The 25,852-nt window shown below is 71.8% G+C and carries 24 protein-coding genes; 13 read left to right on the top strand and 11 right to left on the bottom strand.

Going from position 1 to position 25,852, the window contains the following annotated elements; translation table 11 throughout:
- Nucleotides 1-91: 91 nt before the first annotated feature.
- The gene (locus Pph01_RS31310) at nucleotides 92-1,030 is read left to right on the top strand and encodes a potassium-transporting ATPase subunit C (protein WP_239117151.1); all 939 of its coding nucleotides are present in this window, start codon (nucleotides 92-94) and stop codon (nucleotides 1,028-1,030) included.
- Between the two features lie 71 nt (nucleotides 1,031-1,101).
- Here the strand turns inward: Pph01_RS31310 and Pph01_RS31305 are convergent, their stop codons facing one another.
- Nucleotides 1,102-1,305 carry a cold-shock protein gene (locus tag Pph01_RS31305; protein ID WP_203882851.1) on the bottom strand — a complete coding sequence of 68 codons (204 nt, stop codon included), beginning with the start codon at nucleotides 1,303-1,305 and terminating at the stop codon, nucleotides 1,102-1,104.
- 277 nt (nucleotides 1,306-1,582) lie between these two features.
- On the opposite strand from Pph01_RS31305, the gene Pph01_RS31300 reads away from it, so the two are divergent.
- Nucleotides 1,583-2,437 carry an alpha/beta fold hydrolase gene (locus Pph01_RS31300; RefSeq protein ID WP_204076773.1) on the top strand — a complete coding sequence of 285 codons (855 nt, stop codon included), beginning with the start codon at nucleotides 1,583-1,585 and terminating at the stop codon, nucleotides 2,435-2,437.
- Here the strand turns inward: Pph01_RS31300 and Pph01_RS31295 are convergent.
- Nucleotides 2,434-3,579 (bottom strand): serine hydrolase domain-containing protein, encoded by a 1,146-nt coding sequence (locus tag Pph01_RS31295; protein ID WP_204076772.1) that lies wholly within the window; start codon nucleotides 3,577-3,579, stop codon nucleotides 2,434-2,436. The genes Pph01_RS31300 and Pph01_RS31295 overlap by 4 nt on opposite strands.
- Before the next feature lie 246 nt (nucleotides 3,580-3,825).
- On the opposite strand from Pph01_RS31295, the gene Pph01_RS31290 reads away from it, so the two are divergent.
- On the top strand, nucleotides 3,826-4,224 hold the full coding sequence (locus tag Pph01_RS31290) for a hypothetical protein (protein ID WP_204076771.1): 399 nt from the start codon (nucleotides 3,826-3,828) through the stop codon (nucleotides 4,222-4,224).
- 75 nt (nucleotides 4,225-4,299) lie between these two features.
- On the opposite strand, the gene fusA is transcribed toward Pph01_RS31290, so the two are convergent.
- Nucleotides 4,300-6,396: an elongation factor G gene (fusA, locus tag Pph01_RS31285; RefSeq protein WP_239117150.1), complete on the bottom strand. Its 2,097-nt coding sequence runs from the start codon at nucleotides 6,394-6,396 to the stop codon at nucleotides 4,300-4,302.
- A gap of 407 nt (nucleotides 6,397-6,803) precedes the next feature.
- Entirely contained in the window at nucleotides 6,804-7,388 is a 585-nt protein-coding gene (locus tag Pph01_RS31280) for a GNAT family N-acetyltransferase (RefSeq protein ID WP_239117149.1), read from the bottom strand.
- Between the two features lie 261 nt (nucleotides 7,389-7,649).
- Between Pph01_RS31280 and Pph01_RS31275 the strand changes: the two genes are divergently transcribed.
- Nucleotides 7,650-9,722: a phosphocholine-specific phospholipase C gene (locus Pph01_RS31275; RefSeq protein ID WP_204076770.1), complete on the top strand. Its 2,073-nt coding sequence runs from the start codon at nucleotides 7,650-7,652 to the stop codon at nucleotides 9,720-9,722.
- Nucleotides 9,723-9,822: 100 nt separating this feature from the next.
- Here Pph01_RS31275 and Pph01_RS31270 read toward each other — a convergent pair whose 3' ends face one another.
- Nucleotides 9,823-10,029, bottom strand: a complete 207-nt coding sequence (locus Pph01_RS31270) for an EF-hand domain-containing protein (RefSeq protein WP_204076769.1) — start codon at nucleotides 10,027-10,029, stop codon at nucleotides 9,823-9,825.
- Between the two features lie 130 nt (nucleotides 10,030-10,159).
- On the bottom strand, nucleotides 10,160-11,434 hold the full coding sequence (locus Pph01_RS31265; protein ID WP_204076768.1) for an APC family permease: 1,275 nt from the start codon (nucleotides 11,432-11,434) through the stop codon (nucleotides 10,160-10,162).
- Between the two features lie 254 nt (nucleotides 11,435-11,688).
- On the opposite strand from Pph01_RS31265, the gene Pph01_RS31260 reads away from it, so the two are divergent.
- On the top strand, nucleotides 11,689-12,369 hold the full coding sequence (locus Pph01_RS31260; RefSeq protein ID WP_204076767.1) for a pyridoxine/pyridoxamine 5'-phosphate oxidase: 681 nt from the start codon (nucleotides 11,689-11,691) through the stop codon (nucleotides 12,367-12,369).
- Between the two features lie 220 nt (nucleotides 12,370-12,589).
- Here the strand turns inward: Pph01_RS31260 and Pph01_RS31255 are convergent, their stop codons facing one another.
- The 3 genes from Pph01_RS31255 to Pph01_RS31245 all read right to left on the bottom strand — a co-directional run bounded on the left by Pph01_RS31255 (nucleotide 12,590) and on the right by Pph01_RS31245 (nucleotide 15,369).
- The gene (locus Pph01_RS31255; protein ID WP_204076766.1) at nucleotides 12,590-13,228 is read right to left on the bottom strand and encodes an MBL fold metallo-hydrolase; all 639 of its coding nucleotides are present in this window, start codon (nucleotides 13,226-13,228) and stop codon (nucleotides 12,590-12,592) included.
- A gap of 88 nt (nucleotides 13,229-13,316) precedes the next feature.
- Nucleotides 13,317-13,736: a YchJ family protein gene (locus Pph01_RS31250; RefSeq protein WP_239117148.1), complete on the bottom strand. Its 420-nt coding sequence runs from the start codon at nucleotides 13,734-13,736 to the stop codon at nucleotides 13,317-13,319.
- An 88-nt stretch (nucleotides 13,737-13,824) separates the two neighbouring features.
- On the bottom strand, nucleotides 13,825-15,369 hold the full coding sequence (locus Pph01_RS31245) for a Na+/H+ antiporter (RefSeq protein ID WP_204076765.1): 1,545 nt from the start codon (nucleotides 15,367-15,369) through the stop codon (nucleotides 13,825-13,827).
- A gap of 219 nt (nucleotides 15,370-15,588) precedes the next feature.
- Here Pph01_RS31245 and Pph01_RS31240 point away from each other — a divergent pair, with 219 nt between their 5' ends.
- The gene (locus Pph01_RS31240) at nucleotides 15,589-16,416 is read left to right on the top strand and encodes a helix-turn-helix transcriptional regulator (protein WP_204076764.1); all 828 of its coding nucleotides are present in this window, start codon (nucleotides 15,589-15,591) and stop codon (nucleotides 16,414-16,416) included.
- 45 nt (nucleotides 16,417-16,461) lie between these two features.
- Here the strand turns inward: Pph01_RS31240 and Pph01_RS31235 are convergent, their stop codons facing one another.
- Together Pph01_RS31235 and Pph01_RS31230 are read right to left on the bottom strand one after the other, a co-directional pair.
- A complete protein-coding gene (locus tag Pph01_RS31235) occupies nucleotides 16,462-18,480 on the bottom strand; it encodes a WD40 repeat domain-containing serine/threonine protein kinase (RefSeq protein ID WP_239117147.1) in 2,019 nt (672 codons plus the stop codon).
- Between the two features lie 119 nt (nucleotides 18,481-18,599).
- Nucleotides 18,600-19,481, bottom strand: a complete 882-nt coding sequence (locus tag Pph01_RS31230; protein ID WP_204076763.1) for a GNAT family N-acetyltransferase — start codon at nucleotides 19,479-19,481, stop codon at nucleotides 18,600-18,602.
- 281 nt (nucleotides 19,482-19,762) lie between these two features.
- On the opposite strand from Pph01_RS31230, the gene mdcA reads away from it, so the two are divergent.
- The 7 genes from mdcA to Pph01_RS31195 are packed head-to-tail and all read left to right on the top strand — an operon-like array spanning nucleotide 19,763 to nucleotide 25,848.
- Nucleotides 19,763-21,427: a malonate decarboxylase subunit alpha gene (gene mdcA, locus Pph01_RS31225; protein WP_204076762.1), complete on the top strand. Its 1,665-nt coding sequence runs from the start codon at nucleotides 19,763-19,765 to the stop codon at nucleotides 21,425-21,427.
- Entirely contained in the window at nucleotides 21,396-22,316 is a 921-nt protein-coding gene (locus Pph01_RS31220; protein ID WP_204076761.1) for a triphosphoribosyl-dephospho-CoA synthase, read from the top strand. The genes mdcA and Pph01_RS31220 overlap by 32 nt, the downstream gene beginning before the upstream one ends.
- A complete protein-coding gene (locus Pph01_RS31215; protein ID WP_204076760.1) occupies nucleotides 22,304-22,597 on the top strand; it encodes a malonate decarboxylase subunit delta in 294 nt (97 codons plus the stop codon). Before Pph01_RS31220 ends, Pph01_RS31215 begins: the two co-directional genes overlap by 13 nt.
- A complete protein-coding gene (locus Pph01_RS31210) occupies nucleotides 22,594-23,493 on the top strand; it encodes a biotin-independent malonate decarboxylase subunit beta (protein ID WP_204076759.1) in 900 nt (299 codons plus the stop codon). The genes Pph01_RS31215 and Pph01_RS31210 overlap by 4 nt, the downstream gene beginning before the upstream one ends.
- The gene (mdcE, locus tag Pph01_RS31205; protein WP_204076758.1) at nucleotides 23,490-24,296 is read left to right on the top strand and encodes a biotin-independent malonate decarboxylase subunit gamma; all 807 of its coding nucleotides are present in this window, start codon (nucleotides 23,490-23,492) and stop codon (nucleotides 24,294-24,296) included. The genes Pph01_RS31210 and mdcE overlap by 4 nt, the downstream gene beginning before the upstream one ends.
- Nucleotides 24,287-24,919 carry a malonate decarboxylase holo-ACP synthase gene (locus Pph01_RS31200; RefSeq protein ID WP_204076757.1) on the top strand — a complete coding sequence of 211 codons (633 nt, stop codon included), beginning with the start codon at nucleotides 24,287-24,289 and terminating at the stop codon, nucleotides 24,917-24,919. Before mdcE ends, Pph01_RS31200 begins: the two co-directional genes overlap by 10 nt.
- Entirely contained in the window at nucleotides 24,916-25,848 is a 933-nt protein-coding gene (locus tag Pph01_RS31195) for an ACP S-malonyltransferase (protein WP_204076756.1), read from the top strand. The genes Pph01_RS31200 and Pph01_RS31195 overlap by 4 nt, the downstream gene beginning before the upstream one ends.
- Nucleotides 25,849-25,852: the final 4 nt, after the last annotated feature.

Genomic DNA, 25,852 nt, shown 5'->3' with positions numbered 1-25,852 from the left:
GTCGACCTGCCGGTTCAGTTCCTTCCGGGGATGTCATGAGGAGGCTTCGCGAGATCCTCAGCCCGCCGGATCACGCCGAAGGCGGACGCCGATGGCGCTCATGACCCGCGCGCCCGGCTGGCTGGCGCGGCATCTGGCGGCGGTCCGCGCGCTGCTCGTCATCACGGTGCTGACCGGAGTGATCTATCCGATCGCCCTCTGGGGGGTCGCGCTCCTCCCCGGCCTCCACGACCGGGCACAGGGCTCGATGGTCACGAGCGGCGGCCGCACGGTCGGCAGCGAGATCATCGGCCAGTCGTTCACCGACAGAAGCGGCGACCCGCTCAGGCAGTATTTCCAGAGCCGTCCGTCGAACGCCGGAGCCGGCTACGACCCCACCGCGACCGGCGCGGGCAACCTGGGGCCGGAGGACATCGTCGACACGCTGCCGGAGAACCCGGCCAGGAAGGCGGCGGAGATCGCCGGCCACAAGGCCCGGGACAGCCTGCTCACGCAGGTGTGCGCCCGCAGCAGGGCGGTGGGCGCGCTGGAGGGCGTGGACGGTTCCCGGCCGTTCTGCACCCCGGGAGGCGTGGGCGCGGTCCTGTCGCTCATCGGACCCCGCGACCGGACCGGGCACGTGTCGAGGCCGACGCGCGTCGTCAGCGTGAACGAGCAGTGCGGCGTCGTGGCCAGGCCCTTTCTCACGTCGTACGCCGGCCGTCCGGTCGAATGCGCCCGGCACGGCGGCGACTACCGGACGGGTGAGATCGTGCCGATCCGCGGCGGCGCCCCGGCCACGCCCGTCGTGCCGGCGGACGCGGTGACGGCGAGCGGCAGCGGCCTCGATCCACACATCTCCCCCGCGTACGCACGGCTGCAGGCCCCGCGCGTCGCCAGAGCGCGCGGCGTCCCGGAAGGCGAGGTGCTGAAGGCGATCACGGCCAACGAGGAGGGCCGGGTGCTCGGCTTCATCGGTGAGCCCCGCGTCAACGTCCTGCGGCTCAACATCGAGCTCGACCGGACGCATCCGCTCCGCAGGTCCCGCTGAGCGGTGCGTCGGACGTGTTGAAAGCCGAAAGGCCCGCGCCTCGGCGGCGCGGGCCTTCCTGTGAGGCTTCGTCAGGCGGGGACGATGTTCTCCGCCTGCGGGCCCTTCTGGCCCTGGGTGACGTCGAACGACACCTTCTGGCCTTCCTGGAGCTCGCGGTAGCCCGACGAGGCGATGTTCGAGTAGTGGGCGAAGACGTCAGGGCCGCCGCCGTCCTGCTCGATGAAGCCGAAGCCCTTTTCCGAGTTGAACCACTTCACGGTTCCGGTAGCCATATCTGATCTCCTTCGATGAGGGGCAGAGCCGGAATCCGCACCTTACGGATTCCACGTCGCCGCAATGAGCCCATCCGGAGATGACCGGCCAAACAGATGTGCACCTGCGGGTCACGCCCCGTAGGTGCACATAGAGTTCTATGGGTACCACAATGCAAGCTATCCAAAGCCTAGCAGGCTTCGGGGCTGTCGTGAAAGTGGACCCGTCCCATCACTCACCGTGACTCCTCCTCTCCGGCATCGGCCGCAGGCCAGCCCCTCGGAATAGGCTCGCCGGGTGACGACGGAGACGGATCTCGAACTGGGTGACGGGCGCACGCTGCACGTGTACGACACGGGCCCGGACGACGCGGACGGCTCCCTCGCCGTCTTCTGGCACCACGGCACGCCGAACATCGGCGCGCCTCCCGAGCCGCTGTTCCCGGCCGCGGCCCGGCTCGGCATCCGCTGGGTGTCCTACGACCGGCCCGGATACGGCGGGTCGAGCCGCCTCCCCGGCCGGGACCTGGCATCGGCGGCCGCCTGCGTCTCCGCCGTCGCCGATGCGCTCGGCCTCGACCGGTTCGCGGTCATGGGCCACTCGGGTGGCGGCCCGCATGCCCTGGCCTGCGGCGCGCTGCTGCCGGAACGCGTCCTGGGCGTGGTCAGCGTGGCCGGGCTCGCTCCGTTCGGTGCCCGGGGGCTCGACTGGTTCGCGGGAATGCGGGCCTCCGGCGCGGCGTCCCTGCGCGCCGCCGCCGAGGGCCGTGCGGCGAAGGAGCGGTACGAGGCTTCAGGCCCCGAGTGGGACCCGGAGAGCTTCACCCCGGCGGATCACGCCGTACTGTCCGGCCCGTGGTCCTGGCTGGGCGATGTGGTGGGCCCGGCCCTGGACGGCGGCCCCGGCGGGCTGATCGACGACGACCTCGCCTACGTCGCCCCCTGGGGGTTCGACCCCGCGCGGATCACCCCTCCGGTCCTCCTTCTGCACGGCGGCGAGGATCGGGTCGTGCCCAGTTCCCACGGGGAGTGGCTGGCCCGGAACTGCCCGGCGGCGGAGCTGCGCCTGTGTCCGGACGACGGGCACATCTCGGTGCTCACCTCCGGCTCGGCGGCCCTGGACTGGCTCCGGGAGCGCGCCGATGGTCGCTAGCCGGCGGCGTACCGCCAGAAGTCCCGCATCAGGGCGGGCGGGGTCGGTCCCGCCGCCTCCCGCTGGCTGAGCAGGACGGTGACCTGGCCGGTGGACGGGATGACGTGCGCCGCCGTCCCGGTGCCGCCGACCCAGCCGTAACGGCCTGGCGTGTTCCAGGGATCGATCTCCTCGATGTCGACCGACCCGCCGAATCCCCAGCCCTGGCCTTCCAGGAAGAGCACGGAGGCATCACGCTGGGACGCGGTGAGGTGGTCGGCGGTCATCTGCCGGACCGAGGCGGGTGACAACAACGACCGGCCGCCGGCGGAGCCCTCCGCGAGCAGCATCCGGGCGAAGGAGTACCAGTCGTCGGCGGTCGAGACCAGCCCGCCCGCGCCGGAGGGGAACAGCGGCGGGCGGCTCCACTGTCCGTCGGGGGCGTCGACCAGTTCGAGACCGCCCGCCGGATCGGTCCGGTAATAGCCGGTGAACCGGCCGAGCTTGGCTGCCGGCACCTCGAACCCGGTGTCGACCATGCCGAGCGGCTCGAACAGGCGCTCGGCCAGGAACTCGGGCAACGGCCGTCCCGAGACCCGGGCGATCAGCACGCCCTGGATGTCGGAACAGGTGTTGTACAGCCACGCGTCACCCGGCTGGTACAGCAGGGGAATGCGGGACAGCGCCGCCATCCACTCGTCCGGGGCCGCGACGTGCTGCGGCTGCGGCGGTCCTTGCTTCAGCTCGCTGAACAGCAGCCCGACCGCCGGGAGAGAGAAGTCCGACGGGAAGCCGTACCCGGCGCGGAAGGTGAGCAGGTCTCTCACGGTGATCGGCCTGACCGCCGGGACCACGTCGTCGACGGTGCTCTTGGGCGTGCGGACGACGGAAGGGGCGGCCAGTTCCGGCAGCCAATGCCCGACCGGGTCGTCCAGCGCGATCCGGCCGTCCTCGACCAGCATCATGACCGCCGCGGCGATGATCGGCTTGGTGATCGAGGCGACGCGGAAGATCGAGTCCCTGACCATCGGGGAGCCGCCGTCCGCGTCGGCGTGACCGACGGCCGCCACCTCGACTCGGTCCCCGCGGGCCACCAGGCCCACCACTCCCGGCGCCGATCCTTCATCGACATGCCGTCGCAGGACGTCGTGCAGGCCGCTCATCGCTTCACCTCTCGCGTACACGGTCGACGGTGGGACTCCCCGACACGCTAGCGGAGGCCGTCCCCCGCGGGTCCGTGGCCGAACTTTTCCGCCTGGCCGGTCCCGCCCGATTTCCGCGACGCCGGATTCCGGCGATCTCCTGGCGATGAGAGGCACGACCGGCGATCATGCTGGGATCACAACTGGTGCTCCATCGATCACTGGAGGATGTCGGTGCGACTCCCGCGATCCCTTTCGGGGTGGACCATGGCGGTGTTCGGCGCCATGGCCTTCGTGCTCGGCCTGGTCGGGCTGGTGGCGCCCGACGTGCAACTGGCCATGCTCGACTTCGTGGCCGTCGACCCGGGGCAGCGCGCGTCGGGCGACTACACGCGGGTCTTCATGACCGCCTCGTCGATGGCGTCGGTGAACATGGGCGTCTACTACGTCCTCGCGGCTGCCGTGGACTTCCGTGCCTTCTTCCTGTGGACCGTCCCCTTCCGTCTGGTCACCTTCACGGTCTTCACCACGCTCGTGCTGACGGACGTGGCGCCGGGCAGCTTCATCGGCGTGGGCCTCTGGGAGGGCGTGGGCGCGGTGGTCACCGGCGCGGCCCTGTGGCGGGAACGCCGCGCCCGGGCCGCCGGCGACGCGGCCCTCGCGTGATCGTGGATCGTCACTGACGGTCGAGTGGTCCCGCCCGCGAACGGGCGGGACCACCGTCGTGCTCTACCTCCGCCTCTACCTCCGCGCCGTCCCGTCGGACACCGCGCCGGGCACCATGGCGTACCCGGCGGGCCGGCTGGTGAAGGTTCCCCTGCCGTGGGTCCGGCTGCGCAGCCGGGTCGCGTAACCGAACAGTTCGGCGAGCGGCACGGTCGCGGTGATCACTACCGTGCCCGCCCGCACGGTCGAGCCCGAGACGTGGCCGCGCCGCGCCGACAGGTCGCCAAGCACCCCGCCGACGGCGTCGTCGGGCACGGTGACCGTGACCTCGGCCACCGGTTCGAGCAGCGCCATCGTGGCGGCCCGCAGGGCCTCCCGCAGCGCGAGCCGGCCGGCCGTCCGGAACGCCATCTCCGAGGAGTCCTTGGGATGGGTGGCCCCGTCGGTCAGCGTGACCAGGAGACCCGTCACCGGGTGCCCGCCGAGAGGTCCGTCGGCCAGGGCGTCCCGGCACCCGGCCTCCACCGCCCGGACGTACTCCTTCGGCACCCTTCCGCCGACGACGGCCGAGCGGAACACGAACTCCGCCGCGCCGTCGCCTGCGTCCGGTGCGCTGTCCAGCGGCGCCACGTCGAGGACCACGTGGGCGAACTGGCCGGCGCCTCCGTCCTGCTTGACGTGCCTGTACAGCAGGCCGGACACCCCGCGGACTACCGTCTCCCGGTAGGCCGCCCGCGGCCTGCCGACGGCGACGTCGAGCCCGTGGGCGCGGCGGATCTTCTCCACCGCTACCTCGAGATGCAGCTCGCCCATCCCCGACAACACCGTCTGACCCGTCTCGGCGTCGGTCCGGACCGCCAGCGAGGGATCCTCCTCCGCCAGCCGGGCCAGCGCCGACGCGAAACGGTCGGCGTCGGTGCTCCTGCGGACCTCGACCGCCACCGACACCACGGGGTCGGCCGCGGCCGGCGGTTCGAAGACCAGCGGCGCCGAGGGGGCGCACAGGGTGGCCCCGGTGCGGGCGGCCTTCGGCCCGACCACGGCGACGATGTCCCCCGCCACCGCCCGGTCCACCTCCGTGTGCCGGTCGGCCTGCACCCGCAGGATCCGGCCGATCCGCTCGGCACGCCGCGCGCCGCCGTCCAGCACCGTGTCTCCTCTCTCTACCGTCCCCGAATACACGCGCAGGTAGGTCAGCCGTCCGGTGGCGGTCGAACTCACCTTGAAGACCAGCGCGGCGAACGGCGCCGCCGGGTCGGCGACCCGCTCCACCACCGCGCCGTCATGGACACCGCGTACGGCCGGCACGTCCAGCGGCGAGGGCAGATAGTCGACGACGGCGTCCAGCAGCGGCTCGATCCCGCGGTCGCGATAGGCCGAGCCGCACAGCACCACCAGGCCCTCCCCGGTGAGGGTGAGGTCGCGCAGGGCGCCGGTGAGAGTCCGCGCGGAAATCGCCGGTCCCGCGCAGAACTCCTCCAGCGCGCCCGGATGGAGCTCGGCCACCATTTCCTCGAGCAGCCGGCGGCGCCGGTGCGCCTCCTCCCGCAGGGCGTCGGGCACCGGGCCCTCGGCGAACGTGTCCCGGCCGTCGGCCCAGACCAGCGACCGCATGCGCAGGAGATCCACCACACCGGTGAACCCCTCCTCCCGCCCGATGGGCAGCTGGACCACCAGCGGAACCGCGCCCAGTCGCTCGCGGATCGACTCGACCGCCGTGTCGAGGTCGGCTCCGGCGCGGTCCAGCTTGTTGACGAACGCGATCCTCGGCACGCCGTACCTGTCGGCCTGCCGCCACACCGATTCGCTCTGCGGCTCGACTCCCGCGACGGCGTCGAACACCGCGACGGCGCCGTCGAGCACCCGCAGCGAGCGCTCCACCTCGTCGGAGAAGTCGACGTGACCCGGGGTGTCGATCAGATTGATCCGGTGGCCGTCCCACCCGCAGCTCACTGCGGCGGCGAAGATGGTGATGCCGCGATCGCGCTCCTGGGGGTCGAAGTCGGTGACGGTCGTCCCGTCGTGGACCTCGCCGCGCTTGTAGGTGGCGCCGGTCACGTACAGGACGCGTTCGGTGATGGTGGTCTTGCCCGCGTCGACGTGGGCAAGGATGCCCAGATTGCGGACGCCGGTCAGCGGGTCGGTCAGATGACGGTGCAGGTCGGTGCGCACGGTCCGTGGCCCTTCAGGGGAAATACGAACAGGACGGCGCGATTCCTGACAAAACGGCCTGAATTCCGGCCATGCGGCCACCCGTGAGCACGGCACGGCCGCATCGAAACATGCCCGGCCGGCTCGGGGCCGGGCGGACAGGGGTCAGAAGTTCGTCAGTGGGAGCCGGTGCCGGCCGCGCGGCCGGCACCGGTCACTGACGAAGACACCAGAATCACCTCATACCGAGACTGGGGAATGACGACAGCGATGCGGTGACGCATGGCCGGCTCCCCTCCGTCGCCAAGGTGCGCGCTGCGAAATCGGCAACGCGTGATTCGTGGCGAATGTACCGAAACCAGGGTGACCCGGGAAACCGATTTATCTCCGCGGCGCATCGGCCCCTGAAGGGCTCGCAGGCCGATCCGTCAGTGGACGGGCAGAGTCGGATGTGGGTCCCCGGCGAAACCGTCGATCATGGACGTGGTGATGACCCACCGTTCGTGATCCCGCCACGCGCCGTCGATGAACAGCAACTCGGGCGAGCACCCCTCGTATCGGAACCCGAGGCGTTGCACGAGCTTCAGGGAGGCGTGGTTGCCGGGCTGGATCTGGGCCTCCAGCCGGTGGAGCCGCAGGTCTTCGAACGCGTGGCGCAGCACGAGGCCGAGGCCTTCGGACATGTATCCCCGGCCGGCGGACGGGGCGAAGGCCGCGTAGCCGAGGGAGGCCGACTGGAAGCGCCCGCGGATGATGCTGTTGACGAACACGACGCCCGCGATGGCCCCGGTGTCACGAACACACACCAGCAGGCCTTCGGCGGTCAGCGGATCGTCGTACCGGCCCAGGTAGGTCTGGAACTCCTCCGGTGTGGCGGGCAGGGACATCCACGGATGGTGCAGTTCCGCGCTGGCACGGACCAGTTCGATGAACTCCTCCTCGTCGTGGGCGGTCATCGGCCGCAAGGTCACGCGGGAGTCGTCCCCCTGTCCGGTCATGAAGTCGTCGGTCACCGTATCCACCGTTCCGTCGCCCCGCCGTCCGGCCTCCAAGTGTGGCAGGAGCGGATCGGCGTCGATCATCCCGGTCGGGACGATCGACGTCGTGCCCGCTCCGCGCGCTGGTGCCGGGCGGCCTCCGGCGGGCCGGCGAAGCCGTTCAGACGGGCTTCCGAATGATGTTCCGTTCTTGTCCCGAGGTGTTCGTCATCGCCTGATGACCATTGGTGCGGCCAGCTGTCAACGCTCAACCCCCTCACAGGAGACAGGCCTGCCATGACCGGAATTGGTCGTCGACGTTTCCTCCAGCTCGCGGGCGGCACCGCCGCCTTCTCGCTGCTCCCCCAGACCATCGCCCGCGCCGCCTCCATCGCCCCCGCCGTGAACACCGGGACCCTGCAGGACGTCGAGCACATCGTCGTCCTGATGCAGGAGAACCGCTCCTTCGACCACTACTTCGGCACGCTCCGCGGCGTGCGGGGCTTCGGCGACCCGCGCCCGGTCGTGCTGCCCAGCGGCAAGCCGGTCTGGTACCAGTCCAACGGCACGAAGGACGTGCTGCCGTTCCACCCGACCGCCTCCAACATGGGCATGCAGTTCCTGCAGGACCTCAACCACGACTGGAACGGCGGCCACAAGGCCTGGAACCAGGGCAGATACGACCAGTGGATCCCGGCCAAGACGGCCACGACCATGGCCTATCTCACGCGGGCCGACATCCCCTTCCACTACGCGCTCGCCGACGCCTTCACCATCTGCGACGCCTACCACTGCTCGTTCATCGGAGCCACGGACCCCAACCGCTACTACATGTGGACCGGGTACACCGGCAACGACGGCACAGGCGGGGGCCCGGTGCTCGGCAACGACGAGGCCGGCTACGGCTGGACGACCTACCCCGAGCGGCTCGAGCAGGCCGGGGTGTCCTGGAAGATCTACCAGGACGTCGGCGACGGACTGAACGCCGCCGGGTCCTGGGGGTGGACCAGCGACCCCTACATCGGCAACTACGGCGACAACTCGCTGCTGTACTTCACCAAGTACCGCAACGCCCAGCCGGGCAGCCCGCTCTACGACAAGGCCCGGACGGGCACCAACATCAAGGCGGGCGGCGGCCTGTTCGACGTCCTCAAGGCCGACGTCCTGGGCGGCAGGCTCCCGCAGGTCTCCTGGATCGCCGCGCCCGAGGCCTACACCGAGCACCCGAACTGGCCGGTGAACTACGGCGCCTGGTACATCGCCGGAGTCCTCGCCGCGCTGACCGCCAACCCGGACGTGTGGAGCAAGACCGCCCTGTTCATCACTTACGACGAGAACGACGGCTTCTTCGACCACGTCGTGCCTCCCTACGCGCCGAGCTCCGCCGCGCAGGGGCAGTCGACCGCGGACGTCAGCAAGGAGATCTACACGAAGGCGGGCAGTTATGTGGCCGGGCCGTACGGCCTGGGCCAGCGCGTTCCGATGTTCGTCGTGTCGCCGTGGAGCAAGGGCGGCTGGGCCTGCTCCCAGACCTTCGACCACACCTCGATCATCCAGTTCATCGAGAAGCGGTTCGGCGTGCACGAGCCGAACATCTCTCCCTGGCGGCGCGCCATCAGTGGCGACCTCACGAGCGCCTTCGACTTCGCGCAGACGGACACCACCCAGACGCCGCTTCCCGACACCACCGGCTACGCTCCCCCGGACCACAAGCGGCACGCCGACTACGTCCCCACGCCTCCGGCCACTCCCGTCCTGCCCAGGCAGGAGGCCGGGCTGCGCCAGACGCGGCCCCTGCCGTACGACCTGAAGGCCGACGGCAGGACCGACGTCGCCGGCGGGACCTTCGCGGTCGACTTCGCCAGTCGGGGCGGGGCGGGCGCGACGTTCTACGTGACCTCCGCCAACGGGCTGGGCGGCCCCTGGACCTACACCGTCGAGGCGGGCAAGACCCTGACCGGCACCTGGACTCCGCCCAAGAAGAACGCGGGAGCCTACGACCTGTCGGTCTTCGGGCCCAACGGCTTCCTGCGCACGTTCACCGGCCGTATCCCGGCGAAGGGCACCAACCCCGCCGCTCCCGAGGTCGCGGTCGGCTACGACGGCGGGAACGTCACGCTGACGCTCACCAATCGCGGCGGCGCGTCCTGCCGGGTCACCGTCACCGACGCGTACGGCAACGCCTCCCCGGCGACGTACCAGGTGCCGCCCAACGGCACCGTGGTCCACACCGCGGTGCTGAGCGGCAGTTACAGCTGGTACGACCTCAAGGTCACCTCCGACGCGGACACCACCTTCGTCCGCCGGATCGCCGGGCACGTGGAGACCGGCAGGCCCGGTATGAGCGACCCCAAGACCAGCACCGTCTGACCGTCCGTCCCGGCGGATGCCCGTGGGTGACACCCACGGGCATCCGTCACGGACCGCCGGGCGGGCGGAAACCCCCGCCCGGCCCGCCGTAGGGCGGCCGTCAGGCGTTCCACGCCTCCGTGAACTCCGCCAGGTTGATCCGCCCGTCCTGGTCGTCGTCGGTGTGCGCGAAGATCGACTCGAGGTCGTCGCCGCTGACCTCGTCACCACGGGCGTTCATCGCGAGCTTGAACTCCGCCTCGGTGATGTATCCGTCGTCGTCGCCGTCGAATTCCTCGAACGTCCGCGTGGCCTGGTCGTCGGCCATATGTCACCCCTCCTGATGGTGCCGTTGATCTCAGGACAGCATGAAAGCAGACATGTACGACTCTCGTCGGACAACACCTGGTTTGAGCAAGAATCGGCGAGTCGCAGGTCGTGGTGACACCTGTGCCTGATCACGACGCCCGGCGTGCGGCGACCGCCCGGCGCACCCCGTACGCCGCGGCGCCCACGGCCAGAACCGCGACTCCGGCCACCACCGACGAGACCGGCAGAGCGAAGGCCAGCACGAGGCAACCCGCCGCACCGAGCAGGGGCACGATCCGGGGCGGCCTGCCCTCGGCCGGGGCGAGGGTCCACGCGGCGGCGTTGGCGACGGCGTAGTAGACCAGCACCCCGAAGGAGGAGAAGCCGATCGCGCCGCGAACGTCCACCGTCGCCGCGAGCATGGCGACGACGCACCCGACGGCGAGTTCGGCGCGATGCGGCACCTTGAACCGCGGATGGACGGCGGCCAGTACGCCCGGCAGGTGACGGTCGCGGGCCATGGCCAGGGTCGTGCGTGAGACCCCGAGGATGAGCGCCAGAAGTGAACCGAGCGCGGCGACCGCCGCGCCGAAGCGCACCACCGGCGCCAGGCCTGGCAGCCCGGCGGCGCGGACCGCGTCGGCGAGCGGTGCGGCCGTCTCGCTCAGCCCGGTTCCGCCCAGTACGGCGAGTGCCGCCACTGCGACCGCCGCGTAGACGGCCAGGGTGATGCCCAGGGCGAGCGGGACGGCCAGCGGAATGGTGCGGGCCGGGTCGCGGACCTCCTCGCCGAGGGTGGCGATGCGGGCGTATCCGGCGAAGGCGAAGAACAGCAGGCCCGCCGCCTGCAGCACGCCGCCGAAGCCGGCGTCCGAACCGATGGCCAGGCGCGCGGTGTCCGCCTCGCCGGACGTGAGACAGGCGGCCACCACCGAGACGAGCACGGCCAGGACCACGGCGACGATCACGCGGGTGAGCCACGCGGACTTCCGCACCCCGGCGTAGTTGACCGCGGTCAGCGCCACCACCGCGGCCACCGCGATCGCGTGGGCCTGGCCCGGCCACACGTACGAACCGACGGTGAGCGCCATGGCGGCACAGGAGGCGGTCTTCCCCACCACGAAGGCCCACCCGGCCAGGTAGCCCCAGAAGTCGCCGAGCCGTTCACGTCCGTAGACGTAGGTGCCGCCGGAAGCGGGGTAGCGGGCGGCCAGCCGGGCGGAGGAGGTCGCGTTGCAGTAGGCCACCACGGCCGCGAGCGCGAGGCCGAGCAGCAACCCGGATCCGGCCACGTGCGCCGCAGGCGCGAGGGCGGCGAAGATCCCGGCGCCGATCATCGCGCCAAGGCCGATCACCACGGCATCGGTCAGGCCCAGGCGACGTTCCAGCGACGGCTGCCCAGCATTGGTCGGGGTCCCGGCCATGTGGCCAACCCTCCGTTCGGACGACGTGTCTTCGACAGTCGGCGACGATACCCAGCCCTACGAGTACGGGACCCGTCACCCCTGGCCGAGAGGAAACCCGGACGGGGGCGGAGAATCAGCGGAGGCGCCCGCCGGCCCGGCCCGGCGGTAGAGCCACGACGGGCACGGTGGACAGAGCCACGACGACGGCGAACGGCCGCGACGGGCGGAATCACGACGATCAGCCTCGCGGCGGTCAGAAAGGGGACTACCTCATGTCTCAGGAGAGTCCGGCAGAGCGAAGCGACGTCAGGCGCCTGCTGCGTTCGCTGCCGGTCTTCGCCTTCGGCCTGCCGGAGTTCCGTCCTGAGACCGCGCCGGACGATCCGGTCTCGTTGTTCGTCGAGTGGCTGACCTCGGCGATCGAGGGCGGGGTGCCCGAGCCGCACGCGATGACGCTGTCCACGGCCGACGCGGACGGACGGCCGTCCGCGCGCGTGCTGATCTGCAAGGACGTCGACGGGTCAGGAACCTGGTACTTCGCGTCCAGCGCGTCCAGCAGGAAGGGACACGAACTGGAGGCCAACCCGCATGCGGCGCTGACGTTCTACTGGCCGCAGCATGGCCGCCAGATCCGCGTCCGCGGAGCCGTCACGCCGACCGGAGCCGAGCGAAGTGCGGCCGACTTCCTCGCGCGCTCGCCCGGCGCACGGGCCGAAGCGCTCAGCAGCCGGCAGTCGCAGGTTCTCGACGACCCCGCCGAGGCGGAGACGGCTCTGCGGGCGGCTTCGGACCGGCTCGCCGCCGAACCGGACCTGGTCGCCGCCGACTGGACGCTCTACGCCCTGGCCGCGGCGGAGGTCGAGTTCTGGCAGGCGGACGAGCGGCGTCGTCACACCCGGCTGCGGTACGAGCGCACCGGCGGAGGCTGGGTCCGTCACCGGCTCTGGCCGTAGGCGTCCAACCCATCACGAACCGCAGGCGTTCCCCGCACGAGCCTCTTCGAGACGTTCTCCGGGACGGCCCCGGTTTCCGGTTCTCACGGAAAGTCGCTCACATTCCGTGAGAACCGAAACAGGTCGATGCACCCAGCGGCGGGCCTCCGGCCGCGTGGACCCGACGGCGGCGAAGGAGCGTGTCATCCCGTAGGTGATCATCCCTTGGCGGCGCGGCGCCTCAGTGGCCGCGCGCGATCCACTCCTCCAGGTGGGGAGCCTCGGCGCCGATGGTGGTCGACTCGCCATGACCGGTGCGCACGCGCGTCCGCGGCGGAAGGCTCAGGAGGCGGTCACGGATCGAGTCGATGATCGTGGGGAAGTCGGAGAACGACCTGCCGGTGGCGCCCGGTCCCCCCTGGAACAGGGTGTCTCCGGTGAAGACGGTGCCGTGCTCGTCGAGGTCGGGCGCGTGCAGGCAGACGGCGCCGGGAGCGTGGCCGGGGGTGTGCAGCACGGTGAGGCCGACGCCCGCCACCGACAACACCTGTCCGTCGGCCAGCTCGCCGTCGGGCAGCCGCTCCGCGTGGGTCTGCTTCCACAACGGCAGGTCGCCGGGGTGCAGGAGGATGGGAGCGCCCGTCCGGTCGGCCAGCGCCGGAGCGGCGTCGATGTGATCGTTGTGCGCGTGCGTGCACACGATCGCCCGGAGGGTCCGCCCGCCGAGCGCCTCGGCGATGGCGTCCGCGTCGTGGGCGGCGTCGATCACGATCGCCTCGGTGTCGTCGCCGACGATCCAGACGTTGTTGTCGACGTCCCAGTCGCCTCCGTCGAGCGAAAAGACGCCCGAGGTGACCAGGTGCTCGATACGGGCCGCCATCGCTGTTCTCCTCGTGCTCAGGGTGACCTGCGTACGGCTCCTGATCATATGAGCCCGGAACCCGGCGCCGGACCGACGGCTCCCCCGGTCAGCTCGTGACGACGGCGTCGAGGTAGACCCAGGCGCCCTCATGCCGGGTGAACCGGCTCTGCTCGCGCAGCTCACCGGGCTGCCCGCGGTGGGTGTAAGCGGCCCGGAAGGTGACGGTGCCGGTGGTGTGGAAGGGGCTCCCCCCGGAGACGTCCTCGATCTCCAGCCCGGTCCACCGCATGCCCCGCTCGAAGTCGACGCGTGCCGGCCTGGTGGTGGGGTGCCACGTCCGCAGCAGGTAGGCCTCGTCCTCGACCGCGAACGCGGCGTAGCGCGAACGCATGAGCGCCTCCGCCGACGGCGCGGCCTGTCCGGCGTGGAACCGGCCGCAACACTCGTCATACGTGGCGGGCAGTCCGCAGGGGCAGGGCGCGGCGGCGCGGGACGGCCGGCGGCCGGGACGAGATGTGCCGTTCACCCTGCGAGGCTATCCGGTTCACGGGCACGCACAGGCGGGCCGAGCCGTCCTCACGATCATCACGCCGGGTGGAATCCGTGATCCGAGTTCAAGTGTCGGTGAAGCGCTGGTCCTGCCGGTCGAGGTGGCGCTGCAGCCGGCGGTGCGTCTCCGGACCGATCTCGCCGTCGGCGTACATGCGTGAGAGCGCGTCGCTCTGCACGGCGAGCACGTCGCGGCGTATCCGGCCGTAGGCGCCGGTGAGGTCCTCGGACTCCTGGTCGAGATCCATCTGGGCCTGCAGCGAGCGCCGGACGTGCGCCAGCACCGCCGGCGGGGCGGCCTCGAGGTCCTCGATCTGCTCGATGTAACCGGCGGCGATCTCGGTGAGCCGCCGCCGCACCCGGACGTACTCGGCCTGGGAGTGGTCGGGGCTGACCGCCAGGCCCGAGAGCCTGACCAGCGGAGCGAGGGTGAATCCCTGCGCGACCAGGGACACGACGATGACGCCGGTCGCCAGGACCATCAGCAGGCTGCGATGAGGCAGAGGCAGTCCGGAGGAGGTGGTCAGGGGGATTGACAGGGTGGCGGCGAGCGGCACCACGCCGCGGGCGCCCGCCCAGGAGACGACCGCGGGCACCTGCCAGGACGGGCGCAGGCGTCCTCCCCTGCGCCATTGCTGGAACGCGGACAGGGGCAACATCCAGGCCACCCGGACCACGACCAGCGTGAGCGCCACGGCGAGGACGGCGGGCACCCACGACCGCTCCGCCGCGGACAGTTCGCGGATCTGGCCGGGCAACTGCAGGCCGATGAGGCTGAAGACGACGCTCTCCAGCAGGAAGATCAGCGTTCCGTACACGGCGGACAGCTGGAGCCGGATGCCGGGGTTGGTCAGCTCGTGCTGCCAGATGCCGAGGATCACGGCGGCCACGATCACCGCGGTGACCCCCGAGGCGTGGACGGCCTCGGCCGACACGTAGGCCAGGTAGGGGACGACGAGGGCGATCACGCTTTCCACGACCGGGTCCTCCGTGCGGCGCCGCACCCACGAGATGCCGGCGGCGACCACCGCCCCGGCCAGCACCCCGCCACCGGCCAGCCGGACGAAGTCGACGGCGATTCCGGTCCAGCCGACCGCGCCCCCGGCCACCGCGGCGGCGGTGGCGATCCGGAACAGGATGAGGCTGGTGGCGTCGTTGAACAGGCTTTCCGCCTGAACGAGGGTCTGCAGCCGGGGTGGCAGCGCGAGCCTGCGGCCCAGTGCGGTGACGGCCACCGGGTCGGTGCTCGCCAGCACCGCCCCGAGCACGAATCCCAGTGCGAGCGGAAGCGGGGTCAGCATCGCGGTGACGAATCCCACAGCGGCGGCGGAGACCAGGACGAGCCCGACCGCGAGCAGGGTGACCGGCCGCCATACCCGTTTCAGCTCCCGCCAGGACAGTTCCTCCCCCGCCGCGTAAAGCAGCGGCGGCAGGACCACCAGGCTGACCAGCTCCGGAGTGACGTGGATCTGCTCGGCGATGGGGAGGAGCCCGACGACCAGCCCCGCGACGACCAGCAACGACGGCGCGGGGACGCTGATGCGCTCGGCGAACGTCGCCACGACGGTGGCCGCCGCGACCAGGAACAGCACGATCTGCACGCCTTGCACCACGTCTCCTCGGAAGCCCCTATGCCGACCAGACTTCCCGGCGCACCTGGCACCAACGTACAGGAATGACACAAACCGGTCCCGACCGATCATCGCCGCCGCTGGACCGCACCCGATTTCCGGAGTGAGCACTCGCTCACTATTGACGGAGACGGATCTGAACGAGCGCCTACCGCACTTTTGCCCCGGTTTGATGAGAATGTATCTACCCTGTCCGGTATGAGGAACCATCTTGGTGAGTTCCTCCGCGCTCGGCGGCAACTCATGACCCCTGACCAGGCCGGACTGGCGCCGACTGGCGACCACCGCAGGACCCCGGGACTGCGCCGCGACGAGGTGGCCATGCTGGCCGGCGTCAGCACCGACTACTACGTCAGGCTCGAGCAGGGCAGGGACCGTCATCCGTCGGACCAGGTGCTCGACGCCCTCGCACGCGTCCTGCGACTCGACCGCGAGGCGAGCGAGCACATGTTCGAGCTCGCACGGCCCCGGAGCCGAGTCCCGTTCCCCGCGGAGACGGACCGGGTCGACATCGAGGTGGCGCGGCTCATTCAGCGGTGCGGTCACGCGCTCGCGTTCGTGGTGAACCGCTGGGGTGACGTCCTGGCCATCAATCCGCTGGCCACCGCCTTCTACGAGGGGATGGACGGCAACGACAACCTGCTGCGGATGACCTTCCTCAACCCCGCGTCACGCGAGTTCTACCGTGACTGGGAGCAGGAGGCCCGTGCCAAGGTCGCCCACCTGCGCGCCGTGGCGGGATCGGACTACGACGACCCGGTCCTGGTCGAACTGGTCGGCGAACTCTCGGCCGGCAGCGAGGAATTCCGCCGGATGTGGGCCCGCCACGAGGTGCATGCCAAGACCAATCCCTCCATACGCTTCCGCCATCCTGAAGTCGGCGCCGTGACGATTCACTTCCAGATCTTCGACATCCCCAGCGACCCCGGCCAGAAGTTCATCGTGGGTCAGGCCACTCCCGGCAGTTCGTCCGACCATGCGCTGGCCAGGCTGCGCGTGCTCGTCGACGACCACGCGGGGGCCTGACGCGACGGCACGGTCCCGGGGGCCCCGTGCCCACCGGGACAGGGATCACTGCCGCAGGTTCCACAACCGGACGGTCAGGTCGCCGCTCCCGCTGGCCAGGGTTCCTCCGTCGGGGCTGAACGTCACCGACAGGACGACGTCGGTGTGGCCGTTCAGGACCTGGGTGGGCCGGCTGAAGGTCATGTCCCACAGCCGGACGGAGGTGTCGAAGGAACTGCTGGCGAGCGTCCTGCCGTCCGGGCTGAACGCCACGGAGGCGACGCTGTCGGTGTGGCCGTAGAGGGTGCCGATGACGCGGCGGGTGTCGACGTCCCATAAGACGACCTCGTCGCCGCTGGCGCCGGCGAGCGTCCTGCCGTCCGGGCTGAAGGCGATGTCGTCGACCGTGTCCGGCTCGTCGGGGAACACGGCCACGGAACGTCCCGTCGAGGCGTCCCACAGCCGCACGGTCGCGTCGTCGCTGCTGGCGATGATCTCGCCGTCGGGGCTGAAGGCGGTTCCGAAGGCGCTGGTGTCGGTGGAGAGAACGTCGACGGTGCGCCCCGTCGCGACGTCCCACAACCGCACGCTGTCGTCCCATCCCGCACTCGCCAGAGTCTTGCCGTCGGGGCTGAAGGCCACCGTCCAGACAGCGTCGGCGTGGTCGGTGAGAACGGTCGCGGTGCGCCTGGAGACCACGTCCCACAGCCGGATGGTCCCGTCGAGGCTGCCGCTGGCGAGCGTCCTGCCGTCCGGGCTGAACGCCACGGATCTGACGGCGTCGTCGTGGCCCTCGAGGTCGGCGAGGGAACGCCGGGAGGCCACGTCCCACAGCCGGACGACGCCCGAGCCGTTCCCGCAGGCGAGGATCTTCCCGTCGGGGCTGAAATCCATCTGGGTGACGGAGGGGTCGCCGGGCGAGCCTTCGTACGTGAGGACCGCGGCGGGCGGGCTCACGACGACCTCGGTCTGGGTGGCGAACTCGGGCCGGGCGGTGATCTTCGGTTTCGCCGGGCTGCTCGGCGTCGAGCCGGTGGCGGCCCCCGAATCGCCGGAGTTCGCGAGGGCGACGATCACGGGCACGGACGCCGCGGCCGCGGCGGCGAGCCCGCCGATGAGGAAGGCACGGCGCTTCAGCAGCGGAGGCACGGGCTCAGGTCCCGGCGCCTCCAGGTGGTCCGTCGCCGTGTGGCCGCCGGATCCCTCGAGGGCGGCGCGGGACTGCGACTCCTTCGATGCGATCATGTCGACGACGGTGGGGGGCAGGTCTCCGGCGCCGGGTTCGCTCAGCCTCGCCAGGATGTCGCGCATGGACGGCCTGCCCGCCGGGTCCTTGGCCAGGCAGGCGTCGATCAGGTCGCGCAGCCCGTGGTCGGCGGGCACGCCCTCGAGATCGGGCGGCTCACTTGTGACGCGGTGCACGACGGCGGCGATGGACCCCGCGTCGAAGGGGCTGTGACCTGTGGCGGCGAAGGCGAGGACGCACCCCAGGGAGAAGGCGTCGCCGGCCGGGCCGACCGCCTCCGCCCGCACCTGCTCGGGGGACATGTAGGCGAAGGTGCCGACGACGGCGCCGGTAACCGTCACGCCGCCCGCGCCGTCCAGGGCGCGGGCGATGCCGAAGTCGATCACTCGCGGCCCGTCGCCGGCCAGGATCACGTTGGCGGGTTTCAGGTCCCTGTGCACGAGCCCGGACCTGTGGATGGCGGCGAGGCCTTCCGCCAGCCCAGCACCCAGGGACCGGATCGCCTCCGGAGGCAGGGCGCCGTACTGGACGACGGCCTCCTGGAGGGAGGGCCCCGGGATGTAGGCCGTCACCATCCACGGCGGGTCGGCGGACGGGTCGGCGTCGACGACCGGCGCGGTGTGGAAACCGCCCACGGTCCGGGCGGCCTCCACCTCGCGGGCGAACCGGATGCGGAACTGCTCGCTGCCGGCGTGCTCGGGGCGGATGAGCTTCACCGCGACCGGGCGTCCTCCCGGAGAGCGACCGAAGAAGACCTGCCCCATGCCGCCCGCCCCGAGACGGCCCAGGAGCCGATACGAACCTACCTGTGCCGGATCGCCCGGCTGGAGAGGATCCATCCGCGCTCGCCCATCTTCGGAAAAGAGCAGGGGCCGGCCATCGATGACCACCCATGTTGGATCTTGTCAGGAAACCGGCTTTCCTGGAAGCGCTCTCGGCACGATCCAGGCGGCTCTTTCTAGAGATCGAGTTGGTACTCGAACGTGGTGTGCGTCGGCGTGTAACCGAGCGCGTCGTTGATCCTCCTCATGGGGGCGTTGCCGTCGGCGGTGTCGGCCAGCAGACCGCCGAGGTCCGGGTGGCGCATGCGGGCCTGCCTGATCGCCTCTGCCTTCATCCACCGGCCGAGGCCGTGCCCGCGGTGCTCGGGCAGCACACCGGTGCCGTAGTGCTGCCCGTCGCCCCTGCCGTCGCCGGGCACGACCAGTTCGGTGAGTCCCACGATCGTGCCGTCGGACTCGTCGACGGCGACGACGGTGTGCAGGAGGTCGCCTCGCTTTTCGACGGCGTGCGCCGCGAGCCGGACCCGCTCGACGTCCCAGGTCATCGTCCCGTAGTCGGTGTCGTCCATCGGCATGTCGTCCATGGCGCGGCGTGAGGCGGTGAACGTCTCGGCGAGGTCGTCCGGGACGACCCCGTCCCAGCCGGCCAGCCGGTAGCCGGGATGCGGCCGCTCGACGATCTCGGTCAGGGCGGCGACGTCCGTGGTCGCCAGCGGCAGCCGGGAGTACCTCAGGGTGAGGACCTTGCGGAAGCCTCTGCCCGCGAGGAATCGGTCGCCGGGCGATCCGGCCTCCGCCTGGGTGATGACGCAGCGCCTGCCCTCGCCGCGGGCGGCGGCCACGGCCGCGGCCAGGAGGAGGGAGCCGACGCCCCTGCGCCGCTCGGCCGGGTGGACGCGCAGGTCGAGCTCCGCTCGGTGGCTTTCGCCGTCCCGGGTGAAAAGACGCAGGAAGGCCGACCCGAGGGGAATCGCGTCGGCGTCGGACGCGAGCCAGGCCAGACGGCGGCCGTTCGGGTTGGGGTCAGGATCGGTCAGCGGGGTGATGCGGATCTGCACGATGTCTCCGGGGAGAAGGGGATGATTTCGGTACCAGGCCTCGGCTGCCGAGCAGTCCTGCGCATGTTCCGCCCACCTCCTCATCGACATCGCCGGTCCAGAGCGTGGACGGCCCAGGGAAGATATCGGCCGCTGAGCACGGCCGGCAAAGGGTTTTCGACGCCTCCAGAACCGCGCCCAGCCGCGCCCGGAACCCCTTCGAGAACGTCGTCCCGCACACCGCGAGGGACGTTTTAACACCTTTTGAGTTAATCGCGACGCCGTTCGAGCATCACGGACGGATGACGGCATCGCGCGGGCCCACGGGGGCGGCCCCCCGTGACTGGACCCGTCGGCGGACGGCGAAGCGGGAGCGGTTGGAGGCCGCGCGGCCCTTCGTCTCAGGCCGGGTGCTCGACCCAGGCCGCATGCGCGACGCCCTGCACGCGTTGCTGCGGCCGGGCGACCGGGTCGCGCTGGAAGGCGACAACCAGAAACAGGCGGACTTCCTCGCCGCCGCGCTCGCCGACTGCGACCCGGACGTGGTGCACGACCTGCATCTGCTGATCTCCTCGATCAGCCTGCGTGAGCACCTGGACGTCTTCGAGCGCGGAGTGGCCCGTCGTCTCGATTTTGCCTACGCCGGTCCGCAGAGCGTCCGCATGGCGCAGTTGCTCGCCGACGGCACGGTCGACGTGGGGGCGATTCACACCTACGTCGAGTTGTACGCGCGGATGTTCGTCGACCTCACGCCCGATGTCGCGCTGCTCTGCGCCGAACAGGCCGACCACGAGGGGAACCTCTACACCGGCCCCGGCACGGAGGACACCCCCACCATCGCCGAGGCCGCGGCGTTCCGCAGCGGTGTGGTGCTGGTCCAGGTCAACCGGCTGGTGGACAGGGTGCCGCGGGTGGACATCCCCGGCGACTGGGTGGACCTGATCGTGGAGAGCCCCCGGCCGTACCTGCTGGAGCCGCTGTTCACCCGTGACCCCCGCCACATCGGCCAGGTGGACATCCTGATGGCCATGATGGCCCTGCGCGGGGTCTACGAGCGGCACGGGGTGACGACGCTGAATCACGGGATCGGCTACGACACCGCGGCGATCGAACTCATCCTGCCCACCTACGGCGAGCAGCTGGGGCTGCGCGGGAAGATCTGCAGGCACTGGACGCTCAACCCGCATCCGACGCTCATTCCCGCCATCGAGAGCGGCTGGGTCGAGTCGGTGCACTGTTTCGGCGGAGAGCCCGGGACGGAGCGGTACGTCGCCGCCCGGCCGGACGTGTTCTTCACCGGCGCCGACGGATCGCTGCGGTCGAACCGGGTGTTGTGCCAGCTGGCCGGCCAGTACGCCGTGGACATGTTCATCGGGTCGTCCCTGCAGATCGACGCCGACGCGAACTCCTCGACGGTCACCGAGGGCCGTCTGACCGGATTCGGCGGAGCGCCCAACATGGGGCACGACCCGCACGGCCGCCGGCACGCCTCCCCCGCGTGGCTGGGCCTGCTGACCGGCGAGGCGCCCGCGCTGCGCGGACGCAAGCTCGTCGTGCAGATCACCCAGACCTTCCGCTCGGGCGGCACGCCGGCGTTCGTCGAGTCCCTGGACGCGGTCCAGGTGGCCGAGGACGCGCACATGCCGATCCCGCCGATCATGATCTACGGCGACGACGTCAGCCACGTGGTGACCGAAGAGGGGGTGGCCTATCTCCACAAGGCCACCAGCCTGGCCGACCGGCGCGAGGCGCTGGCCGCCGTCGCGGGCGCCACCCCGATCGGCCGGCATATGAAGGAACAGCACGTCGAAGCGCTGCGGCGCGACGGTCTGGTCGCGCTACCCGAGGACCTGGGAGTCGACGTCCGGGCGGCGAAGCGCTCGCTGCTGGCGGCCCGCAGCGTCGAGGACCTCGTCGCCTGGTCTGGAGGCCTCTATGACCCGCCCGCCCGGTTCCGGAGCTGGTGACGAGCCGATGATCGCCGGCGGAGGTCCGGCGGCGCCGTCCGCGGCTCTGCTGGCCGAGACGGCGGTGCGGGCACTGCGCGAGGAGGCCCTGCTGGGTCCCAAGCCCGGCCTGGTCGACCACCGTGGCGGAGGCGCGCACGACGACATGGATCTGCCGCTCCTCCTGGCCTCCGCCGAGGCGCTGCGCCCCGTCTTCCGGGCCGTCGCGGACGCGTCGGAGCGTACGGCCCTCGGCGTCGGGCTCCGCGAAGAGCTGGGCCGGCTCGGCCGTGCGGGCGACCGGGTCATGTTGCGCGCCACTCGAGGGGTGAACACGCATCGCGGGGCGCTGTGGGCGCTCGGGCTCCTGGTCGCGGGCGCCGCCGGCGCCCGCGACGAGCGGGAAGGCGTCCGCCGTGCGGCCCGGCTGGCCGCCCTCCCCGACCGGCGCATGCCGGCTGGTGCGCTCTCCAACGGCGAACGGGCCCGGCGGCGGCACGGGGTGCGCGGCGCTCGCGGGGAGGCCGTGGCCGGCTTCCCCCATGTCGTGGACGTCGCCCTACCGCGGCTTCGGCGGGCCGGTGCGGCCGGGGCCGAGCGGGACGTGGCCCGGTTGGACGCGCTGCTGGAGGTGATGAGCCTCCTGGACGACACCTGCGTCCTGCACCGTGGCGGCGTCGAGGGTTTGCGCATGGTCCGGCGCGGCGCCTCGCGCGTGCTCGCCGAGGGAGGCGCGGGCACGGACTCCGGCCGTGCCGCGCTCATGGATTTGGACCGGAGGCTCCGGTCACATCGGCTGTCGCCGGGCGGAAGCGGCGACCTGCTCGCCGCCGCCCTCTTCCTCGACATGGTGCCGTGGCCGGAGCCCTCGGCCGGAACCGGACGAGAGGTGGTCGCGTGCAGACGCTGAAGTTCGAGTTCCCGGCCGACCGGCCCGCTGCGCGGCGGACGCACGTCGGGGTGGTCGGCTCGGGGGATCTGGAGGTCCTGATGACGCCGGAGGCGACCGGCACCGCCCGTGTGCGCGTTCGCACCAGCGTCGACGGGTTCGACACGGTGTGGCGAACCGTGCTGGAGCGGTTCTTCGCCCGCCACCGCGTCGCCGGCTCGTTCGAGCTCAACGACTCCGGAGCCACCCCCGGCGTGGTCACCCTGCGCCTGCGTCAAGCCATCGAGGAGGGCAGGGAATGACGTCGCGGGTGCCCGCGCGGAACGGGCAGACGGACTGGAACGCGATGCTCGCCCGCGTCAGCTTCATAGAACTCGACGCCCGGGCGCGCGCAGTCGCGCTGCTCGACGACGGCACCGCGCGCGAGCTGTGCGGGCCCTTCGACCGCATCGAGTCGCCCTGGCTGGAACCCCAGGGTGTCGTCCCGGAGTCCGATGACGGCGTCGTCGTGGTCAAGGGAGTACTCGGCGGACGGCCCGCGGTCGTGATCGCCGTCGAACAGGCCTTCCAGGGCGGCGGCATCGGCGAGGTCTCCGGCGCGAAGGCCGCCGCCTCGCTGTCTCTGGCCGTCCGGGACAACCGCGAAGGCACCCCGACCGTCGCGGTGCTGCTCCTGGAGACCGGAGGCGTGCGCCTCCAGGAGGCCAACCTCGGCCTGGCAACGGTCGCGGAGGTCTGCGCCGCGTTGCTGGAGTTGCGCGCCCTCCAGCCGGAGGTCGGCGTCATCGCCGGAACCATGGGCTGTTTCGGCGGAATGAGCATCGCCGCCGGGCTGTGCTCCACATTGATCATGACCAGGGAGGGCCGCCTCGGGCTCAACGGCCCCGAGGTGATCGAGTCCGAGGCCGGCGTCGCCGAGTTCGACGCCTCCGACGACGCGCTGATCTGGGCCATCGACGGGGGCGCGCAACGCACAGGAACCGGTCTGGCCGACGTCCTGGTCCTGGACGACGTCACCGCGGTGCGGTCCGCCGTGATCGAGGCCGTGGGGCGCGGCGTGCCCGGCGAGCACCGCTCCCGGCGGATCCGCGAATGGCGGGCGCGCCTCGACGCCGTCGACCCGGCCGATCCGCCGGACCCGGCCGATCTCGCCACCGTGTGGGCGCACGCCGTACCGGCCGAGGGAGACCGGCGATGAGCCGCGGCGGGAACTGGACCCGCGCCCTCGCCGACGGCGACGTGACCCCCGTGGTCCCCTCGGTGATCACCGGAGACGTCACGCTGGGCGACGACACCGCCCGCCTGGTCGCGGTCGTGCCGGACCCGCGCAGCCCCTACCCCCGGGCGCGGAAGGGCGAGGTCGGCCTCCGCGAAGGTCTCGCCCTCGCCGAGACGGTGACCCAGGCCGTCACCGAGGACGCCCGCCTGCCCGACGATCGGCGCCGCCCGATCATCGCGGTCGTCGACCTGCCCAGCCAGGCATACGGACGCGTCGAGGAGCTGCTCGGCATCCACCACGCGCTGGCCGCCGCCGTGGACGCCTACGCCTCCGCCCGGATGGCCGGACACCCCGTGATCGCGCTCATCGTCGGGACCGCGCTGTCGGGCGGACTGCTCGCACACGGACTGCAGGCGAACCAGATACTGGCGCTCCACGACCCCGGTGTCGTGGTCCACGCCATGCACAGGGAGGCCGCGGCGAAGGTGACCCTCCGCACCGTCGACGAGCTCGACGAGCTGGCCCGGCGGATCCCGCCGCTGTCCTACGACGTCGCCGACTGGGCGAAGCTCGGTCTGTGCGACGAACTCCTGGACGTGGAGAACGCCGACGACCCCACGGAAGGCGACACGCGAACGGCGAAGGACGTGCTCGCCGCCGCCGTCGAGCGCGCCCGCCGCGGCCCTCGCGATCTGAGCAACCGGCTCGCCTCGCCCGGCGCGCGGCGGACCCGGATCGCCTCTCGCCGCGTCCGCGAGGCGCTCGCCGCCCAATGGCGGTGACCGCGCGGCCGCACGACCTGCTGCGACTCACCGGGGCCGCGGCGCTCGGGGCCGCGCTCCCCGCCTGGGCCCGCGCGTCACTCGCCGCCTGCCCCTGGGTCGTCGTACGCCGGGCGCCGCGACCGCCCGGCCTGATCCCGGTCGGTGTGCGCGGATCCGCACGAGGGCAGCGTCATGCCGCCCTCGTCCCCACCGGCGCTGTGACCCTCCGCGTGACGCCCGAAGAGCTGAACTGGCGTCGGCCCGGTCTCCCCCGGCTGGCCGTCACCCTTTCCGCCGTCGCCCTGGTACTGAGCGGCGAACCGGGACCTGCCGGCGAACCGGACGCCCGTGTCTCCTGGGGCCCGATCGGCAGCGTCGGTTTCGAGCTGGCCAGCGGACATCGGGCCACCCACCCCGGAAGCGACCTGGACCTGCTGTTACGGGCACCGCACAGGGTGGAGCCCGCCATGGCCGCGCGGCTGGTGTCCGCGTTCAGCGCTCTCCCCTGTGCGGTCGACTGCCAGTTGGAGACCCCGCGCGGGGGGATCAGCCTCGCCGAATGGGCCCGCACCGGCGGTCCCGTCCTGGCCCGCACCGGCCGCGGCCCGCAACTGGTGGACGACCCGTGGGCCCGCGCATGACGGTCGCGTTCCTCTACCCCGGCCAGGGCGCCCAGCGGCCGGGAATGCTCCGCGATCTGCCCGCCCACCCGGCCGTCGCCGCGACCCTCGCCGAGGCCGAGCAGGTTCTGCCAGGCTCCTCCCGGCAGGACGACGCGCGGGCGTTGACCTCGACCGTCACCGCGCAGGTCGCGCTGTGCATCGCCGGAGTCGCCGCGACCAGAGCCCTCGCCGGAGAAGGCGCCGTCCCCGACGCCGTGGCCGGGCACTCCGCCGGGGCGTTCCCCGCCGCCGTCGCCGCCGGGGCGCTCACCTTCGCCGAAGCCCTCGCCGCCGTCCGCCGTCGCGGCGAGCTGATGCGTGACGCCTACCCGTCCGGGTACGGCATGGCCGCCGTCCTCGGGCTGGGCGTGGGACAGGTCCGGCGCGTGGTCGCATCGATCACGACCCCCGACGACCCGGCCTACCTGGCCATCGTCAACACCGACCATCAGGTCGTGGTCGCCGGCGGTGTCCGGGCACTGGAACGCCTCAGCGCGGCGGCCGACCGGGCCGGCGCGCGGCGCGTGCAGCGCCTGAACGTCGGCGTCCCGTCCCACTGCCCGCTGCTCGACGGCGTCGCCGAAGCGATGGCCGGCCACCTCGGCGCGGTCCCCCGGCGCCGGCTCACCATCCCCTATCTCAGCGGCTCAACCGGCCGTGTCCTCCACGACGCCGACGCCGTCCTCGGCGATCTCGCCCGCGGCGTCGCCGTGACGGTGCGGTGGCGCGACGCCGTCGCCGTGCTCGGCGAACTCGGCACGACCCTGTTCATCCAGACGCCCCCGGGAGACGTCCTCGCCCGGATCGCCCGGACGTCGAATCCGCGTGCCCGCGTCGTCGCCCTGGCCGGCACCGGGATCGCCGACGCGGCGGAGCTCACCCGGCGCGTCCGGGCGCAGAGGCCGTAGCCGG

The sequence above is a fragment of the Planotetraspora phitsanulokensis genome, assembly GCF_016863295.1.
GTDB lineage: Bacteria > Actinomycetota > Actinomycetes > Streptosporangiales > Streptosporangiaceae > Planotetraspora > Planotetraspora phitsanulokensis.
This window is presented reverse-complemented; position numbering and strand designations above follow the sequence as displayed.

Coding starts and splice junctions, on each gene's coding strand:
- Pph01_RS31310 (WP_239117151.1), top strand. CDS start 92: ATGGCGCTCATGACCCGCGCGCCCGGCTGGCTGGCGCGGCATCTGGCG.
- Pph01_RS31305 (WP_203882851.1), bottom strand. CDS start 1,305: ATGGCTACCGGAACCGTGAAGTGGTTCAACTCGGAAAAGGGCTTCGGC.
- Pph01_RS31295 (WP_204076772.1), bottom strand. CDS start 3,579: ATGAGCGGCCTGCACGACGTCCTGCGACGGCATGTCGATGAAGGATCG.
- Pph01_RS31290 (WP_204076771.1), top strand. CDS start 3,826: ATGGCGGTGTTCGGCGCCATGGCCTTCGTGCTCGGCCTGGTCGGGCTG.
- Pph01_RS31275 (WP_204076770.1), top strand. CDS start 7,650: ATGACCGGAATTGGTCGTCGACGTTTCCTCCAGCTCGCGGGCGGCACC.
- Pph01_RS31270 (WP_204076769.1), bottom strand. CDS start 10,029: ATGGCCGACGACCAGGCCACGCGGACGTTCGAGGAATTCGACGGCGAC.
- Pph01_RS31265 (WP_204076768.1), bottom strand. CDS start 11,434: ATGGCCGGGACCCCGACCAATGCTGGGCAGCCGTCGCTGGAACGTCGC.
- Pph01_RS31260 (WP_204076767.1), top strand. CDS start 11,689: ATGTCTCAGGAGAGTCCGGCAGAGCGAAGCGACGTCAGGCGCCTGCTG.
- Pph01_RS31255 (WP_204076766.1), bottom strand. CDS start 13,228: ATGGCGGCCCGTATCGAGCACCTGGTCACCTCGGGCGTCTTTTCGCTC.
- Pph01_RS31240 (WP_204076764.1), top strand. CDS start 15,589: ATGAGGAACCATCTTGGTGAGTTCCTCCGCGCTCGGCGGCAACTCATG.
- Pph01_RS31235 (WP_239117147.1), bottom strand. CDS start 18,480: ATGGATCCTCTCCAGCCGGGCGATCCGGCACAGGTAGGTTCGTATCGG.
- mdcA (WP_204076762.1), top strand. CDS start 19,763: ATGACGGCATCGCGCGGGCCCACGGGGGCGGCCCCCCGTGACTGGACC.
- Pph01_RS31220 (WP_204076761.1), top strand. CDS start 21,396: ATGACCCGCCCGCCCGGTTCCGGAGCTGGTGACGAGCCGATGATCGCC.
- Pph01_RS31210 (WP_204076759.1), top strand. CDS start 22,594: ATGACGTCGCGGGTGCCCGCGCGGAACGGGCAGACGGACTGGAACGCG.
- mdcE (WP_204076758.1), top strand. CDS start 23,490: ATGAGCCGCGGCGGGAACTGGACCCGCGCCCTCGCCGACGGCGACGTG.
- Pph01_RS31200 (WP_204076757.1), top strand. CDS start 24,287: ATGGCGGTGACCGCGCGGCCGCACGACCTGCTGCGACTCACCGGGGCC.
- Pph01_RS31195 (WP_204076756.1), top strand. CDS start 24,916: ATGACGGTCGCGTTCCTCTACCCCGGCCAGGGCGCCCAGCGGCCGGGA.